Raw genomic sequence first — 17871 nt, 5'->3', positions numbered from 1 at the left:
TCAGTAATCCGCTTCAGCGACTAGCTGCTCGGCGACGAACAGCGGTATTCCGTCGTCTGCTCCTGATAGCCGCCGCCTGAGCATTGCGCGAACCTGCTCGCGTAGGTCACGCGAGGTATCGCCGGGTACTTCGCCGACGGCGCAGATCAGTGTCGACCAATCGGTGCGCCATGCCTGTATCGCGGTAAGCGGCAAGGTGATCCGCGCGGTGCCAAGCGAATCCAGGGCGGCATGCACACGCATCGCGGGAGTGGCGAGCGATAACTCAACGCGTAGCGGCGGTGCACTACGTGCTGGCAGCAGAGCCACCGCGATATCGGCAACCACCTCCGGCGCAGCGTCGATCGACCAAGCGATCGTGTCTTCGGCAGCATCGAAAGTGTTGGCGGGCACCGACTCCCAAGCGAGTGACGCATGACCCCGCGCTAGTGCGTCGACGCTGGGCGCCGCCGTTTTGGCGGACCCCGCGACGAGAGCGTAGTCGTCGGCGACTACGGCGATGTTCTCGGACCGGGTAACGACGCTGTTGTCGCGAGCGAGCCAACGGCGATGCAGTGTGCGAACATCTGGACTGAAATGGGTTGACAGGGAGTCGATCGCGTCCTCGTCATGTCCGACGACGATCGCCTCGGGGTCGCCGTCGAAGGAGTCAGCATCGAAATAGTTGTCACAGTCTTCGGTGAGTAGTGCGACCTCGATGTCGAGAACCGCGGCGTTCAGCGGCTCGATGCCGTCGGCGACACTTGTCGGCCACCACCTTCGTAACCAATGTCCCCAGGCGAGCCGGCGCAGTATCGACAACTGAGTAGGATCGCCGGAACGCTCGACCGAGATGTCGGCACCGTTGTCTCCCAATGCAGTCAGTGCGCCGACGTGTTCTTGTTCGCCGACGATGCGCCACAGCCAGTCGGCATCACCCGGGCTCCACAAGTGCAGATGCGGCGCCGCATCATGCGGTGAATCGAGTCGCCAGGTCAACATTCCGCCGGCGACTTCGAGGGGGAGGGTCATCCATGCGGGGCCGTCGGCGGACCGTGATGCGGTCGAGATCCTCATCGGGCCGACTTTTCGATCGTGGCACGAATACGTGAACGCTGGTCGAAACTCACCGACCGGGCGATCCCGTCAAGTAGGTCTAACAGTGAATCCGCGTCGAATTCGGTTGTCGCCGTGTCAGGTCCGACGACGGACCATCCATGCAACCGAACCCACAGGCGGTTGAGGTAGGGCCGCCAGAATTCCAGCAGATCGGCCGCGAGTGCACTGTTCGCGGCCGAGCCTTCGAGGAGGAACCGCCGGTTGTACATGATGTGCGCCTGGGCGGCCAGCCGCTGCGACATCGCCTGGACGAAATGGTGGGAACTCGGTTGTGGCGCAAGAGGATGCAACTGTGCGGCAACCACTACGCCCACCAGCAACGCGGCATGCCACACTGCTCCGTCGAGGGCCCACGGCTGACGGGACCGGCTGATCTCCTGGCCGACGAGTTCGCCAATGGAAGGCAGTTCGTCCCGATCGCGTGACCGACGCAAGGTAGTGGTCACCCGGGTCGCGATCGAGCGGTCCAGTGGTCGGTCTCCGCCGCGACCCCGCAGTACGGGTATTGTGGCCGGCGCGAATTCCGAAAGAGACAGTCTACGAGCGGATTTCATGATCTCGACTCCGCATGACAGCAGTAACTGGTCGACCGGCGCACCGGAGTCGAATAGCCTCAGCCCGATCTGCGCGGGGACCGCGGAAGCAGTCAGAGTTGCCCACCGCCCGTCGCGGTCACTCGCCGAGACGTCGTCGGTCAGCAGTGCCGCCAATACTTCGGCAATGCACAGGTCGGGCTCGGCGTCGGATCCCCGCTCACCGGCGCCCCATATCCGGTTGAGACGTTCATCGAGTTCGGCGTGATTCTCATCGAGGTACGCGGTCAGATCGGCGACTGACATTCCCGCACTGGACTGATGGATCTCGGCGATCATCTCAGCTGCGATCGAAGCAGCGTCGTTGCCAGGAGCTCCATACGAAACCGCGAGTTCGAAAGCACGCGGGAAGTACTGCTCCTGGATATTCCCGCCGGTGATGGCAGCCGCCCGTCGCTGGTATTTGAGTTCGGTGAACCACCGTGCGGTGTCGGCAATCGTAGGTGCGGCGAGGCTGATCAGTCTGCCGACTTCCGCGACTGACGCGACATCAAGCAATGGTCGACCCAACTCGGGATTGGCACGTAGCCGCAGTACCAACGGATCGATGAGGCATTTGACCGTTCGGGCCAGCGGCTGTCCGTCGCGCCCGCTGAGCACTGCGAACGGGTCACCTTCGACGCGGGTGGCCGTGGCGCTGACCATGTTTCGCCACGCCTGGTCGATCACTGCTGTGCGCGGGCGAGGAGCTGCCATGGTGATCGACATCCTTTCCGGCGCTATACACGGGCTCGCGTCAGAATCTACCGTGTAGGAATGGTCGAACTCGACGACGATGCCATTGAGGTGCGCCGACTCATCGAAGTCCTGGCAGGACAACTGCAGAGCGGGGATGCCCAGTGGTCCTCGACGCTTGAGCGGGCCAGACAGGTTGCCGATGCGACCGCAGATCCGCGGTCGCGGGTGGATGCGCAACTGCGGGTGGCGAATATCGACCATGTGATCAGTCTGAATTCCGGTGAAGTCTCGATCGCGTTGGCGCATTTGGATCGCTGCCTCGAGCTGATCGCATCGGTCCGCGACGTCGATCTCAGTCAGGCTGACCAGCGGCGGCTGAACGAGCAGGAATGGGGTGTTCGCCTCAATCGCTGTCAGGTATTGCAAGCGATGGACGATATCGACGGTGCAGATGCCGACGTGGTCATCGCGCTGGAGTTGGCCTCGGAGACCGACAACGTCGGACGCAATCGTGCGATGACCCTCTGTTCGGTGGCTGCCATAGCCACTGAACGTGAGCAGTGGGCTCGGGCATTGACCTACGCGCGCGAAGCCGTTGACGAATGTGCACTCCATACGCCGGAGTCGTTGGGGATCGCATTGCTGAATCTCGCCCAGGCCCACGCTCGGATCGGAGACTACGACGAGGCGACTCGTGTCGCTGATCGGGCCGAAGGAGTCGTCGACGATATTCAAGCCAGCGCGGCATTGCAGCATTTGCGCGGCTACATCGCGTTGGGACGCAACGACACCGCGCGCGCTGCCGAGTTGTTCGGTGAATACGCGGCTGCGGCCTTGGCTCACGCGGATTTCCTTGAACCGCATCATCGTTCGGAGTCGGCGAAGGCGGTTGGGTTTGGACTGCACGCGAATGACGACGTCGCCGAGGCGCGCGAGCACTATCTTGGCGTCGTCGAACAGGCTCGGGGGGATTCGTCGCCGATGACGTTGGTCGCGGCTTTGGTACAGGCTTCGGGTGCGACGCAGGATTGTGCACTGAGTTCCGAGGATTCTCAGCAGGCCACCCAGCTGCATGACCAAGCGGCTGAATTGATTTGCGAGGCAGCTGAAATCGCGTTGGTGCAGCAGCGATTCGCGATGGCGGCGGTCTGCGACCTGACCCATGCACGCTACGTCGGCCAGTTCCACCCGCACCTCACCACCGCCAATCAGACGGCCTTGCGGTCGGCGTTGGCGAAAGTGCTCGCGGCGGCGGTCTACTTGCATCACGCTAGTTTCGCCTCGTCCCGTCACGCTGAGCGCCGGCACTTCGCGCAGCAACGCGGTGCGGAGGCGATTGCCCTGGCATTCGCGCTGGCATTTCGCCTGGGCGAGTCCGGCGTGGTAGCTCAGTTGGTCGAACTGCGTTGTGCAGCAGCATCATTCGTGGCAGATCACCGGGTGTTGAGTGCTGCCGTGCTGACGGGGGACATCAAGCGCGAAGAGGAGTGGGCGGACGGTGCCGCCGAGCTCATGGTCGGCGACGTGCCGATCCGATCGATCGATGACGACGCGAGACTTATGGTGGCGGCTCCGCCGCCGCTGCTGATGACACCCGATACCGTTGTGCTTGGCGACGCCTTCGACGTCGCCAAGCAGCGGTTCGGACTGTCCGAAGATCGAGCTCCCCTCGTCACTTGGTAGCCAGTGGCGAGGCGGTGCCGGACTACGGGCAGGTGACCTTGATCTCGAAGGACTTCTTCGACGGTGCCGTCGGGTTGGCCATGTCAACGCCCATCACATTGCCGGAGATCGTGTAGGTGTTGCCGTCTTTGGTGGCCTTGGCGTCGCCGCCGGGGGTGCCTTTGGCCCAGCCCAGCGCCTGTCCATTGGTGGCACCGAGGCCGACAGTCTCGACTTCTGGGTTGTCTCCGGTGGTAAGGGTGGCGCCGACACCCGCGGTGCCGCCCGCGGTGTTGTCGCCGATGGCGATGGCGACTTTACCGCCGGTCTCGGTACAGACGACCTTCTTCGATCCCATGTCAAGGGGCTTGCCGTCGATGGTCACCGAGGCGTCACCGCCGGTGCTCACCCCCGTATCACCGCTGCCGGTGTCGCTGGAGGAATCGTCGGAGCACGCGCCCAGGGCGCCGATGAGGCCGATGGCGCCGACACTGGCGACGAGGATCTGGATCTTACGCATGACTACTCCTGATTGTTGTTGAGGTTTTCGGTGCTGCCGCCATGCCGGCGTGCTGGAAATAAACGTAATCGCGACAGGCGTCTACCGATCACAGATCGCATTATTTGGACTGGTCCAGTTTGGGGATCGTTTGTGCTGCTTAGTAATTCAGCGCTCAGTAGTTGTCAGCGCGGCCCACAGTAGTGGTGCGTCCGCGAGATCGCCGTTCGCATACCACCGCTCGCGCTGCTCTCGCTGCCATCTCCCCAGACTTCGGACCGGATCGGTGCAGTCATGTGCGGAGTCGACGGCGAGGATCAAGTCCTCCAATGGATTTCGGCCGCCGAGATCACCCGCGCGCGCCAACGCGTGGTTGGTGGGAACGGCCCACCTGGTGGCGGTGACCAGTTGGGCACCGGTTGCGAGGGCGGCCATCGACAGTCCCATGCCGTCGGGGTGTTCCAGATCGCCGCCGGAATTACATCCGATCAGAGCTGTGCGCGGCGGTAGTCGGTAGCCGCTGGTCAGTACGTCATATGCGGTCAACGGACGATGAGTGCCGTGTTCGTCGGTGCAACACAGGTGCAATGCGGCGCTGACACTCTCGTCGTCGGGCCCCGATGCCGCGCTGACATGCCCGACATACAGGAGTCGTCCAGCATCAATCATATTGTTCCGCAACCAGTTTCGATCAACATCGGTACGCCGGGCGAGGTCCGAATAGGATGCGGCCGGCGGGCGGATTGCCGGGGACCGGTCGAGTAGCGCCGCGAGCGGCGAGACCTCCGATGGCCGGCCCAACACCGAACCGAGTGCTGACGACGCCGATTGTCCTGGGATTCGCGGATCGATAACCGCGACCACTGGACCGGTCCAGGGCGAGTTGGCTTCGTCGCCGGCCGCCACTGTCGCGGGGGCGCTGCCTACGATATCGGCGAATTCGTCGAATGCGACGCCGTCGGCCGCTCCCACGTGCAGCATCTCCCACGGCACCCGAGTCAGGGATGGCGATGGTTGCAGACGCACCATCGGGCGCGTCGGTTCGCCCTTCAGGGTGTCGGTCAATTCGATTGGTATGAGGGCACTTCCGAGTTCGCGGGCGAGGGCCGCAGTGGTGTCGGGTCGTGCGAACGGCCCGTCGAGCAACGCGCGGTCGACACCCTCCGACGTGGTTTCACCGGGGAGTGGATCCGGTGTCGCGTTAGCCAGCGTCGTGCGGGCGGCCGAAAGCACGGCGGCGTCGATATGTGCGACACCGACGGACTTTGACGGGCCCTGTGAGCTAACCCATCGCCACGTTAGGTACCCGTCACCGGCTTCGGCGAATTTCACCAGTAGTGTGCGAGGTTCGGACATACCGGCAGTCTGCCAGCAAGCCGTGGTCGCCGTCGTGGCTATCCGGCGCTGTCGGTGAGCAATTCGTCGCGCAACACCGACTTGTCGATCTTGCCGACCGCGGTGACAGGCAGCCTGCCGGCGATGGCGACGGCGTCGGGAAGTTTGAAGGACGCCAGCCCCTGATCGGCGAGGTATTTCCGAATCGTGGGCAGATCGAGGCCATCGGCGTCGGCGCGGTCGAGGGGAGGTACCAGCACGGCGCAGATCTTTTCGCCGAGCATGTCGTCGGGCAGTCCTACGACGGCTGCCTGACTGATATCGGGATGAGCAAGCAATGCCTCTTCGATGTCGTCGGCTGCGACGTTCTCGCCCGCCCGCACGATGGTGTCCTTGATCCGTCCGGTCACCGCGAGGTGGCCGGACGGCAGGCGGCGGACTTGATCGCCGGATCGGTAAAACCCGTCGTCGGTGAATGAACGCGCATTGTGTTCGTCGGCGCGGTAGTAGCCACGGATGGTGTACGGACCGCGGACCAGCAATTCACCGTCAGTGCCGTCGGGGACGTCATTACCGTCGGCGTCGACGATGCGGACTTCGTCGAGGTCGGACATCGGCCGTCCCTGGACCTCGTGAACCAGTTCGCGTGGATCGTCGAGCCGCGTGTAGCAAATGAGCCCCTCGGCCATTCCGAAGACCTGTTGGATCACACTTCCGAATGCCTCGTCGGCTGCCTGTGCGTCGGGTCGAGCCAGTTTGGCACCACCGACTTGGAGCAATCGAAGCGAGCTGATATCAGCGGGCTCCCATTCGCTTGCGGCACACCATAATTGGGTGAGCGCGGGAACCAGTGCGGTGACGGTCACCCGGTGATCTTCGATCAGGTCGAAGGTGTTGTCCGGACTGGCCACGTCGGTGAACACCACGTGGCCGCCGACCGAGAGCATTCCGAAAAGGCCGGGGCAGCACAGCGGGAAGTTGTGCGCGCCGGGCAGCACGACCAGGTAGGTGTCGTCGGCGCGGAGTTCGGCGATCGTCGCGGATTGTCGTGCGTTGAATGCGTAGTCGTTATGGGTACGCGCGATGAGTTTGGGCAGACCGGTAGTTCCGCCGGATACCAGGAAGAGTGCCGGAAGGTCTGGGTCGACGTCCTCGGGAAGAGTCACCGACGCCGGGTCGGCATCGGGCAGCGCGAGGAACTCTCCAGGGTCGCCGTCGATGAAGATCTGTTCGACGCCGGGCACTCTGGTGCGCAATTCGGTCGCGAGTGTGCGGTAGTCGAATCCGCGACGGCCGTCCTCGCCGATATAGCCGACCGCGCCGGACCGGTCCGCGAGTCCGGCGATCTCCGAGATCCGATGAGCCGGAAGTGTCATCACGGGGACTGCGCCGATGCGCAGCAGAGCAAGCAGGGTGACCGCGAAGGTTGCCGAATTGTTCAGTTGCAGGACTATCCGCTGGCCGGGTGCCAACCCGGCGTCAACGAAGCCGGCCGCACGACGTGCGACGGCCGCGTCTAATTGGGCATAAGTGAGAGTGAAGGGCCCGTCGACCGACGCATCGGTAATCGCCGGCGAATCAGCTCGGTTCAGAACCGCCGAGTCGAGTATCCTCCACAGCGGCAGATTGTCGAATATGTCCGCATTTCTATATTTCTGTGCCGCGATTTCAGGATGTGCGAGATAGCCAACGGTGAGGTCACTGGGGGAATCCACGGGGGTTATTAAAACACGGATCTTTAGGTTAGCCTTATGATATTCCTGCGACGAAGCTAACAGTGGGTTTTGTACCTTTCTAGGTTAGGCTGACCTAAGAGCCGCGAGCCCGTTCCCCCCGATAACCCCACGTCAATCCATGTTCGAGGAATGTAAACATCATGTCGCTGACTACCGACCAGCAGAATGTCGATCACTCGCTAACCGAGATCACTCCCGAGCAAGCCGCTCTGATTTGTGCGGCGTGGGCCAGCGAAGGGAACTTCGGCGATCATGTTGTGTACGAACGCGACGGTCGTTGGGTATTCGCGGCCGGTGTTCGGGTGCGCATTGTCTTGACCAAGGATTCGATCACCGTCACTCGCGATGACGACCAGACTTCGCAGGCGTGGGCCGGTGACCCGTCGGTCGCGCTCGACGCCGCGCTGAGTGCGTTGGACCTGCCGCACTGGCGGGTTTATGGCTGGGTGGGTTTCGACTTCTGCGCACCACACCACGATCTGACCGACCGGGTGCTCGATGATGCCGTTTTGGCGCACCTGATCGTTCCCGAGTTCGAAGCATATGTCGATGCCACAGGTATCGACACCGGCTCGGCCGACACCGTCCGTGCCGAGCGACTGACTGAAATCGCGAGCCGGGCGGGACAACTGGCGGACTCCGCGCCGATCGACGTCAGTGCGGACGTGGACGACTACCGGGGGCGGGTCGCCACCGCAGTGGCCGAGATACGTCGCGGCGATTACCAGAAGGTCATCATGTCGCGCCGGGTGTCCGTCCCGTTCCCGATCGATATGCCGGCTACCTACGCTCGTGGCCGTGCGGGCAACAATCCGGCGCGGTCATTCTTGTTATCGCTTGGCTCGCTCGAGGCTGCCGGATTTAGTCCGGAACTAGTCGTCGCGGTTGACGACGAGGGCATGGTGGTCACCGAGCCGCTGGCGGGCACTCGCGCCTTCGGGCGTTCGGCCCAGCAAGATTCTTCGGCTCGCGAGGAGTTAATCTCTGATTCGAAAGAGATTGCTGAGCATGCGATTTCAGTTCGCGCATGTTTCGACGAGATCGAATCGATCGCCGTCGCCGACACCACGTCGGTGAGTGAATTCATGGTGGTTCGGGAACGGGGGAGCGTGCAGCATCTTGCCTCGACCGTGCGTGGTTCGCTCGACCCGGCAGCGGGACCGTGGCGCGCGCTCGCGGTGCTGTTTCCCTCGATCACGGCCTCGGGCATCCCTAAACGGGAAGCCATCGAAGCGATCTATCGCCTCGAGCCGCATAGCCGTGAGCTGTACTCGGGCGCAGTGTTGACGGCGTCGTCTGCCGGTGATCTGGAAGCGACGCTCGCCTTGCGGACCGCGTTCTCCGACGACGGTCAGGCCTGGCTATGCGCTGGCGCCGGCGTGGTCGACCAGTCCACACCTGACCGTGAATTCGAAGAGACCTGCGAGAAGCTCGGCAGCGTGGCACCCTTCGTCGTGCCCGCCGCCGACTGATCCGTTTTCCACAGTGCCGATTGAACCGACGAAGGAGGGCGTAGCCATGCCCATTGTTGTGCTCGAAGACTTGGTGAAGACCTACGGCGGACCACGGGTACTCGACGGCGTCTCGATGGAGATTTCCGAAGGGCAGATTCTCGGCTTGCTCGGCCCCAACGGAAGTGGCAAGACCACGACCGTGTCGATCTTGTCCACCTTGCTGAGGCCCGATGGCGGGCGCGCTCTGATCGGTGGCTACGACGTCGTTTCGCAGGCATCGAAGGTTCGTGAAATCGTGTCGCTCACTGGCCAGTACGCATCACTCGACGGTGCGTTGACCGTTCGCGAAAACGTGACGATGTTCGGCCGGCTCACCGGTCTGGGCCGACGTGATATCGCCGGCCGGATCGACGAGGTAGTCGAGACATTCGGTCTCGGCGAATTCGTCGATCGAAAAGTTTCGGCGTTGTCGGGAGGTATGCGACGACGCGCGGATATCGCTTGTGCGCTGGTCACCCGGCCGCGGGTGCTATTCCTCGATGAGCCGACGACCGGGCTCGACCCGCAGAGTCGGGCGGCCGTCTGGCAGACGGTCGCGGGGCTGCGCGATGAGGGCATCACCGTGTTGCTGACCACCCAGTATCTCGAGGAGGCCGATCGGTTAGCGGACAACATTGTGATGCTCGACCACGGCTCGGTAGTCCTGTCGGGGACGCCGGAGCAGCTGAAAGGTCTTGCCGGAGCTGCTATCTGCGACGTCACGTTGGCTGACGCGGCTGATCTCCAACGCGCTGAACAGGTGCTGGCCCGGTTCGATCCCGCACCCGGCGACACAGTTGCCGGTGCCCGACCGAAAATCTCGCTCGCCGCACCCGACGGCCTCGATTCGATCAGTGCGGTAGTCGCGGTCTTGCAGGACGCCGCTATCGATGTTTCCGATATCGCGCTACGTCGGCCCTCGTTGGACGAAGTGTTCTTCCGATTCGTCTCCGACGTGCCCGCGGAGCAACGATCATGACCTTTCTCGACGTCCGACCTGCCGGTCGGGTGGCGATCCGAAATTCGGTTGCGGCACCAACCGCGCTCACGGTGCTCACGACTCGACTGATGCGTTCGGGCGTTCGGGAAGGACAGTTCTTCTTCTCCTTCGGTTCGCCGATCGTCTTCTTCGTCTGCCTGTACGTGCCGCTGTACCGCCGATTCGCCGACTACGAGGGTGGGTACGCGCAATACCTGACGCCGGTAATCATCTTGCAGGCCGCGATGTTCGCGGCAATCATCTCGGCTGAGATCGCCGCCGCGGAGGCGCAGGACGGCGTGCGTGATCGCCTTGCTTCGTTGCCGGTGGAGCGGTGGCTCCCGGTGGTCTCGCGAATTCTTTACGCGGCGGTCCGGACCCTCGTCGCGGTCCTCGGCGCCGCCGCCATCGGATCGGCCTTCGGATTCCGGTTCCACGGATCATGGTGGCAGAGTGTGCAATTCGTGGTGCTCGCGGTTGTTTTCGCGGTTGGGCTTTCGATGCTGACCGACTCGCTGGCGAATGTCGTGGCTCACCCCGACAGCATCGTCCAGATTCTGATGATCCCGCAGCTACTGCTGGTGATGCTTTCCACGGGTCTGGTTCCCGCACAGGCGTTTCCGGATTGGATCGCCCCGGTGGTGCGGAATCAGCCGGTATCGATCTTCGCCGATGCGATGCGTGCGCTGACGACCGGCACGACGCCCGACTATGTGGCGGTACTCGCGTGGTCGGCTGGCCTTCTGGTTGGCGGGGTGGTCGCGGTGCGTCTCGCGGCACGAGCGGAGGTTCGACGATGATGACGCTGGACACTCGAACCGTGTCGGCGCCGCGCGCCGCCGTGGATGTGGTCACCCAGTCTGCGGTGCATTGTGGTGCACTGCTTCGTGCGTGGCTGCGCGATCCAGGTGTGATTATTCAGGCGCTGGTCTTTCCGGCCTTCCTACTCATCATGTTTCAGGTCGTCTTCGGCAAGTCGACCACCGCGATCGGCGCGGGGCAAAGTATCTTCGGCAACGCGGGACTGGTGGCACTCGTCGGCGCGATGCAGGGCACAATGCTTACCGGCGTCGCGCTGATCAACGACCGTGACTCAGGTCTGCTCAGCAGATTGTGGACGTTGCCGGTCCCCAGATCGGGTTTCTTGCTGGGGCGTATTCTCGCCGAGGCGGTGCGGATCCTCGCCGGGACCGTCGTTCTACTCGTCTTCGCCATGACAATGGGCTTTCGGTTCGAGCAGGGCCTTTTGGCCGGCCTCGGCGCGGTCCTGATTCCGGTGCTGTTCGGAGTCGCCTGGGCGTGGGTGGTGATAGCGCTTGCGACGGTGTCAGGTAAGGCGCAGATCCAGTACCTCGGCGTGCTGTTTTTGGTGCTGCTGTTCTTCAATACGGGTTTCGCTCCGGCGACCGAGTATCCGGGATGGCTGCAGCCGATCGTCGAATATCAGCCGATGAGCCCCGCGATCGACACGATGGTCGGGTTGGCTGAAGGCGGGCCTATCGCCTCGCCGCTGTCGTTGACCATTTGCTGGGCTGTGGCGATCTCGGCGGTTTTCGGAGTACTTGCCGCGCGTGGTTATCGCCGCGCGGTCCAGGGATAGCAGTTTAGGGATAGAGGAAAGACACGTGACAAAGGACGAACTTCGGGCAGTCGTCGCGCAGGCGCTGGATTTGCCGATCGATGAGATCGGTGACGATCAGGATCTGCTGGAGCTGGGGCTCGATTCGCTCAAGCTGATGGCGCTTACCTCGCGTTGGCGGGCCGGTGGTGCGCGCGTTCACTATTCGGCACTTGTGCTCGAGCCGACTATCGAAGCGTGGTCGGGGGTTTTCGCCAAAGCCGGTGGACTCGCGAAGAAGCGCACGGCAGCCGACGAAGTTCCAGCGTCGGCGCAGCCCGCCTCGACCGACGCTGAGCAGTCCGACGACTTTCCGCTGGCCGGTATGCAGCACGCGTATTGGATCGGCCGGGGCGACGAACAGGCTCTCGGCGGCGTGGCCGCTCACCTCTACGCCGAATTCGACGGCGGCGGAACCGATGTCGACCCGATCGATCCCGAGCGATTGGCCATCGCAGTTCGCCAACTCGTGGCTCGGCATCCGATGCTGCGTGCCGCCATCACCGAAGATGGCACCCAGCGGATTCTGCCGGCGCCGACGCTGCCGGTCTTCACAACCGAGGATCTTCGGAATAAGAACGCACAGGAGATTGCCGCCCGGCTGGACGAAATCCGGGATGCCAAGAGCCATCAGCGAATGGACGTCGAAGCCGGTCAGGTTATCGACATCACGCTGACTCTCCTGCCCGACAACCGGCACCGCCTGCAACTCGACGTCGACATGCTTGCCGCCGATGCACAAAGCTACCGCCGCCTCCTCGACGATCTCGCCGCCCTGTACGACGGTGCCGAACTGCCGGAGATCGGCTACACCTTCCGCGAGTATCTCCAAGCGCGCGAGGGTGAATCGGGCGATGCCGAGGCCGACCGACAGTGGTGGGCGCAGCGCTACCCGCAACTGCCCGAGCCCGCATCACTGCCCTTCGTCCCCGAAGCGGAACGAACTGACCCGTCGCGCAGTTTCCGACTGGCACGGCATTTCGACGAAAAGGGAAAGGCCGCACTGGAATTGGCTGCGCGCTCGCGGGGCGTCACCACCGCGGTGGCACTGGCGACGGTGTTTTCCGAGGTAATCGCCCGATGGTCGTCGGAGCAACGATTCCTGCTCAACGTGCCGCTGTTCAATCGCGAAACACTGCACCCCGAGATTGATTTGGTCGTCGGTGATTTCACCAACTCCGTGCTGGTGGATGTCGACACGTCGGCAACCACGTCGCTGGTCGACTCCGCGCGCCAGGTACAGCGTGAATTACACACGGCCGCTTCGCATTCGTCCTACCGCGGCCTCGATGTGCTCCGTGACCTCGGTGGGCTGCGCGGCGGTCCGGTGACAGCCTCGGTGGTGTTCACCTCCGGTCTGGGACTGGGCGAAGTGTTCTCGCCGCGGGTGACGGCACGATTCGGTGAGCCGGTCTGGATCATCTCACAGGGGCCACAGGTCGACATCGACGCGCAGGTGGTTGAGATGAGTGGCGGATTGTTGACCAACTGGGATATCCGGCGCGACGCATTGCCATTCGGCGTCGCCGAGGAGATGTTCGCCGAGTTCTGCCGAATCCTCGACACACTCATCGCCGCGCCGGAGACCTGGGACGCTGCCGGCTCCTCGGACCTGCCGGGATCAGCACGGGCTACCCGCGACGAAGTGAATGCGGTTGTGACACAGGCGTTTCCGCCGCGAACCTTACATCACGGCTTCTTTGGGCACGCACTGACTGAGCCCAACCGCGCCGCGGTGATCTCCGGTGCCGGCGAGATCACCTACGGCACCCTGGCCGCGCGAGCGCTGTCCATCGGGCAGGCACTCGTTGACGCCGGCGTCCGAGCTGGCGACACCGTTGCCGTCGTCATTCCCAAGGGAGCCGACCAGGTCGCCGCCGTTCTCGGAGTGTTTGCCGCCGGGGCCCAGTATGTTCCGATCGGAGTCGATCAGCCCGGCGCGCGCGCAGAGCGCGTGCTTAATCGAAGCGGTGCTCGGGTTGCTCTGGTATCGACCGCGGCCAACGCGCTGGCCGGTGTCACCTCGATCGCACTCAGCGACGCCGAACAGGGTTCGGCACTTGCCGCTCCGGCGGCAGTATCGCCGGAGTCGGCCGCATACGTGCTGTTCACCTCCGGCTCAACCGGCGAACCCAAGGGTGTGCAGGTCAGCCATCGTGCCGCAGCCAACACCATTGACGCCATCGGCGCCGAATTCGACCTCACCGAGGATGATCGGACCTTGGCACTGTCGGCTCTTGACTTCGACCTTTCGGTATTCGACCTATTCAGTCCGCTCGGCTCAGGTGGTGCGGTGGTGTGCATCGACGAGGCTGATCGTCGTGACGCGCAGGTGTGGGCTGACGTCATCGAACGGACCGGAGTGACAGTCCTTAATGCGGCGCCCGGTCTCATCGGCATGATTGTCGATACCGCACGACCCGAGCAGCTGCGGACCTTGACCACAGTGATCACCGGTGGTGATCGGGTACCTGCGGCATCGGGTCGCGCACTGCGAGAAGCGGTGCCGGGATTGCGATTCGCCGGTTTGGGCGGCGCGACCGAGACCGCGATACATTCGACGATCCGTGAAGTCGACGCCGACTTCCCGGCCGACGCGACGTCGGTGCCCTACGGGACTCCGCTTCGAGGAGTGGCCTGCCGGGTCGTCAACGGTTCCGGTGATGACTGCCCGGATTGGGTGGTGGGTGAACTGTGGATCGGCGGGGTAAGCGTCGCCGACGGATACCGCGGCGATCCGGAACGGACCGCGGCACGATTCGTCGACCACGCCGGAATCCGCTGGTACCGAACAGGTGATCTCGCCCGCTATCGGCCGGATGGCTCGCTCGACTTCCTCGGCCGAGCAGATCATCAAGTCAAGATCCGTGGCCACCGAGTGGAATTGGGCGAGGTCGAGGCCGCGCTCATGTCAGTCGACGGAGTCCGCGACGCAGTCGCGGTGAAGAATTCCGGTGACGGTCTCTCCGCGGTGATCGTCACCGATCCGGCTGCGCCCGCGCAGGTTGCCGACGTGCGCGCGCAGGCAGAGATCTTGCTGCCGCACTACATGATTCCGGATCAGCTGAGCGTCTTGAACACCGTCCCCCTGACCGCCAACGGAAAATTTGACCGGGTGGTCGCAGCGCGGATCGCCGAAGCACAGGGTGGCCCGGCCGCAGCTGAATATGTTGCTCCGCGCAACGCGATCGAAGCGGCGGTTGCCTATGTGATGGCGCAGATCCTGCAGCACGACCGGATCGGTGTGGAATCGGATTTCTTCGCCCAGGGCGGTAACTCGATTCTGGCCACGACACTGACGGCGAGACTGCGGGGACTGTTGTCGCTGAACGGGTTTCGGGCAGCAGAGGTTTTCTCCGCGCGGACCGCGCGGGGTATCGCGTCACGCCTCGTCGAGACGGAGGGTAGCGACGAGCGGCTATCGCGGGTCGCGGATATCCTCCTCGAACTCGCCGAGATCTCCATCGAAGAGGAAGTGCACCAATGAGTTCTGACGACCACGATCCGATTGTCATCGTCGGGATGGCTGTCGAAACGCCGGGGCGGATAGACACCCTGGCGGGATACTGGACGGCGCTGTCGGCCGGCGCAGACCTCATCGGCCCGTTCCCGCGTGACCGCGGATGGGATATCGACGAATTGCTCGCGCTCGCCGACGTCGACGGATGGTCGAAGGTTACCGATGCAGGTGGCTTCCTGGAATCCGCTGGTGAATTCGATCCACTGTTCTTCGGTATCTCGCCGCGCGAGGCCGTAGCGATGGATCCGCAACAGCGAGTGATTCTGCGGACGGCCTGGCGGGCGCTCGAGAACACCGGTATCAACCCGGAGTCGTTGTCCGGCACCGATACCGCAGTATTCGTCGGCGGATCGATCACCGAATACGGGCCGCGCGCGGCCGAGATCAACGAGTACTCGGGTTACCGGGCCAGTGGTACCGCGCTGGGCGCGTTGGCCGGTCGTATCTCGCATTGTCTGGAATTGACCGGACCGTCGATGACTGTCGACACCGCATGCGCGTCATCACTGACGGCGCTGGATCTGGCCGTCAAATCAATCAGGGCCGGCGAGGCCGAGACCGCGATAGTCGGCGGCGTCTGCGTAATGGGTTCGCCCGCAGCATTTTACGAGTTCTCAAAGAATAATGCGCTCGCCTCCGGTGGGCAGTGCCAGCCGTACTCCGCGCAGGCTGACGGCACCCTGTGGGGGGAGGGAGCCGCAGCAGTCGTAGTACAACGCAGATCTGCCGCGCTGCGCGATCATCACCGGATCTACGGCGAGGTATTGGCCACCGGCGTCAACCATAACGGTGGCGGACTGGGAATCGCGGTACCCAGCGCGACCGCCCAGGAACGACTGATGGCGCGAGTGGTCAAGACTGCCGGCGTTGATCCCGGCAAGATCGACCTGATCGAAGGACACGGCACCGGGACGGCAGTCGGCGATCCGTTGGAATTGGAAGCGCTGCAACAGATCTACGGTGATCGGGGCGAGGACGACCGACCGGCATATGTCGGGTCGGTCAAGTCGAATCTTGGCCATGCGCAGGCCGCGTCGGGAATGCTCGGACTAGTCAAAGTGCTGTTGTGCGGACTGCACGGCCAGATCGCGCCGACTCGGCACGCTCAAACACCCACCGAATCCATCGACTGGTCGTCAACGGGACTGCGCTTGGCCGACTCGTTGACTGACTGGTCGGTTGACGGCGAATCGCGTTACGCTGCGGTGTCGTCATTCGGCATCGCGGGCACCAACGCGCACGCGGTAATCGGGATGAGTACGGCGGCCACCGCGAATGAGTGAGTTGGCGATGCCCAATGGCCGTGTGGCGCTGCTGGTCTCATCCGATCGACCGGACGGTGTCGCCCAAGAGGCTGCGGTGTTGGCCGACTACCTCGAGGTGCATGACGAGCTCAGCTCCGAGCATATCGCGTCGGCCTTGCTGCGAGCGCGGCCAGTGCGGCGGCATCGCGCGTTGATTGCGGCGGGTGATCGTGACCACACACTTGGCGCATTGCGGGCCCTCGCGACATCTACGCCCCACCCCGACGTGGTGGTTGCCGCGGCTGCGGCGATCGACCGTCGAGTGGGATTCGTCTTTCCCGGTCAGGGGAGCCAGCGGGCCGGGATGGGCGCCGAACTTTATGAGGCGTCGTCGGTGTTTCGCGCCTGCGTCGATGACGTCGACCGCGAATTCCAGGCAACCGTCGGTATTTCCCCGCTGCGCTACCTCATCGACAAGGATGCGGGCGAGGAGGTCACGCTCGTTCAGCCGGCCATTTTCCTGCTGACCCTTGGGCTGCACGCGATGTGGCGGGACGCGGGGGTAGTGCCGGCCGCGACAATTGGGCATAGTCAAGGCGAGATCGCAGCCGTGGTTGTGTCTGGGCTGCTGAGCCTGCGCGACGCGATCCGGGTTGTCACGACGCGCGCCAGGGAGATTCGCAAACTCGAAGTCGCGGGCATCATCGATCACACGATGGGTGTGATCGGGCAGACTCGCGATCAAGTCGAAGGTTTGCTGGCCCGGTGTTCTGGCTGGGCTGAACTCGCCGTCGTCAACTCGGGTCATATTCACGCGATATCGGGTGACACTGAAGCCGTCGTGGCGATCTTGTCGCGCGCCGAGCAGGCTGGCGCTTTCGCTCGCCGGATCAAAGTTGACTATCCCGGTCACACCAATTTCGTCAGCGGTTACCGTGAGGCGTTCTATGGTGCGACCGCCGGTCTCGACGCCGTCGAATTCCTGACGGGATCGATCCCGTGTTTCGGAGCGACACTCGGCAATCGGATCACACCCTCTGAACCGCTGAGCGATTACTGGTTCTGGAATCTACGCAATATCGTGCGGTTCGACTTGGCGATCATCGCTGCCGCGCGCGACGGTGTCGACACTTTCATCGAGATGTCGGACCACCCGACCATGCTGCTGTCCATACAGGAGAATGTTTACGCCGCGGATGTCCCCGCACCGCAGCGGACCGTCACCGTCGGCACCGTCAAACGCGGCGCCGACCCACTCGCCGAGTTCAGTGCGAATCTTGCCCGCGTCGTCGTCGACGACGCCGCGTATATCTGGCCGCATAGCAGCGCCGGATTGCCCCTATCCGACTTTCCGCACACCCGATTCGAGACATCCTCGTACTGGGCTCCCGACATGGCAAGGAAGTGAGCGCACTC

Annotated in this window: 13 protein-coding genes; 8 read left to right on the top strand and 5 right to left on the bottom strand. The window is 63.5% G+C overall.

Annotation, left to right across the window (positions count from 1 at the left end; genetic code table 11):
- Both AAFP29_RS06770 and AAFP29_RS06765 read right to left on the bottom strand, forming a co-directional pair.
- On the bottom strand, positions 1 to 1056 hold the full coding sequence (locus tag AAFP29_RS06770; RefSeq protein WP_419216585.1) for a hypothetical protein: 1056 nt from the start codon (positions 1054 to 1056) through the stop codon (positions 1 to 3).
- A complete protein-coding gene (locus AAFP29_RS06765; protein WP_419216584.1) occupies positions 1053 to 2387 on the bottom strand; it encodes a hypothetical protein in 1335 nt (444 codons plus the stop codon). The genes AAFP29_RS06770 and AAFP29_RS06765 overlap by 4 nt, the downstream gene beginning before the upstream one ends.
- Before the next feature lie 60 nt (positions 2388 to 2447).
- Between AAFP29_RS06765 and AAFP29_RS06760 the strand changes: the two genes are divergently transcribed.
- A complete protein-coding gene (locus AAFP29_RS06760) occupies positions 2448 to 4052 on the top strand; it encodes a hypothetical protein (RefSeq protein ID WP_419216583.1) in 1605 nt (534 codons plus the stop codon).
- A gap of 22 nt (positions 4053 to 4074) precedes the next feature.
- Here AAFP29_RS06760 and AAFP29_RS06755 read toward each other — a convergent pair whose 3' ends face one another.
- From AAFP29_RS06755 to AAFP29_RS06745, 3 genes are all read right to left on the bottom strand, one after another.
- The gene (locus AAFP29_RS06755) at positions 4075 to 4551 is read right to left on the bottom strand and encodes a lipoprotein LpqH (RefSeq protein WP_419216582.1); all 477 of its coding nucleotides are present in this window, start codon (positions 4549 to 4551) and stop codon (positions 4075 to 4077) included.
- A gap of 147 nt (positions 4552 to 4698) precedes the next feature.
- Complete coding sequence (locus AAFP29_RS06750; RefSeq protein WP_419216581.1) at positions 4699 to 5886, bottom strand: CHAT domain-containing protein; 1188 nt, start codon at positions 5884 to 5886, stop codon at positions 4699 to 4701.
- A gap of 38 nt (positions 5887 to 5924) precedes the next feature.
- Complete coding sequence (locus tag AAFP29_RS06745) at positions 5925 to 7580, bottom strand: (2,3-dihydroxybenzoyl)adenylate synthase (RefSeq protein ID WP_419216580.1); 1656 nt, start codon at positions 7578 to 7580, stop codon at positions 5925 to 5927.
- 161 nt (positions 7581 to 7741) lie between these two features.
- On the opposite strand from AAFP29_RS06745, the gene AAFP29_RS06740 reads away from it, so the two are divergent.
- Genes AAFP29_RS06740 through AAFP29_RS06710 form a run of 7 tightly spaced genes read left to right on the top strand, consistent with a single transcriptional unit; the run spans position 7742 to position 17863 of the window.
- A complete protein-coding gene (locus AAFP29_RS06740) occupies positions 7742 to 9073 on the top strand; it encodes a salicylate synthase (protein ID WP_419216579.1) in 1332 nt (443 codons plus the stop codon).
- A gap of 46 nt (positions 9074 to 9119) precedes the next feature.
- A complete protein-coding gene (locus AAFP29_RS06735; RefSeq protein WP_419216578.1) occupies positions 9120 to 10073 on the top strand; it encodes an ATP-binding cassette domain-containing protein in 954 nt (317 codons plus the stop codon).
- Complete coding sequence (locus AAFP29_RS06730; protein WP_419216577.1) at positions 10070 to 10873, top strand: ABC transporter permease; 804 nt, start codon at positions 10070 to 10072, stop codon at positions 10871 to 10873. Before AAFP29_RS06735 ends, AAFP29_RS06730 begins: the two co-directional genes overlap by 4 nt.
- Positions 10870 to 11673, top strand: coding sequence for an ABC transporter permease (locus tag AAFP29_RS06725; RefSeq protein WP_419216576.1), 804 nt, complete (start codon positions 10870 to 10872; stop codon positions 11671 to 11673). Before AAFP29_RS06730 ends, AAFP29_RS06725 begins: the two co-directional genes overlap by 4 nt.
- Positions 11674 to 11698: 25 nt before the next feature.
- A complete protein-coding gene (locus tag AAFP29_RS06720) occupies positions 11699 to 15178 on the top strand; it encodes an amino acid adenylation domain-containing protein (protein WP_419216575.1) in 3480 nt (1159 codons plus the stop codon).
- Complete coding sequence (locus AAFP29_RS06715) at positions 15175 to 16494, top strand: polyketide synthase (RefSeq protein ID WP_419216574.1); 1320 nt, start codon at positions 15175 to 15177, stop codon at positions 16492 to 16494. The genes AAFP29_RS06720 and AAFP29_RS06715 overlap by 4 nt, the downstream gene beginning before the upstream one ends.
- A complete protein-coding gene (locus tag AAFP29_RS06710) occupies positions 16487 to 17863 on the top strand; it encodes an acyltransferase domain-containing protein (protein WP_419216573.1) in 1377 nt (458 codons plus the stop codon). Before AAFP29_RS06715 ends, AAFP29_RS06710 begins: the two co-directional genes overlap by 8 nt.
- Positions 17864 to 17871 lie beyond the last annotated feature (8 nt).

This window comes from Gordonia sp. CPCC 205333 (assembly GCF_048537885.1).
GTDB lineage: Bacteria > Actinomycetota > Actinomycetes > Mycobacteriales > Mycobacteriaceae > Gordonia.
This window is presented reverse-complemented; position numbering and strand designations above follow the sequence as displayed.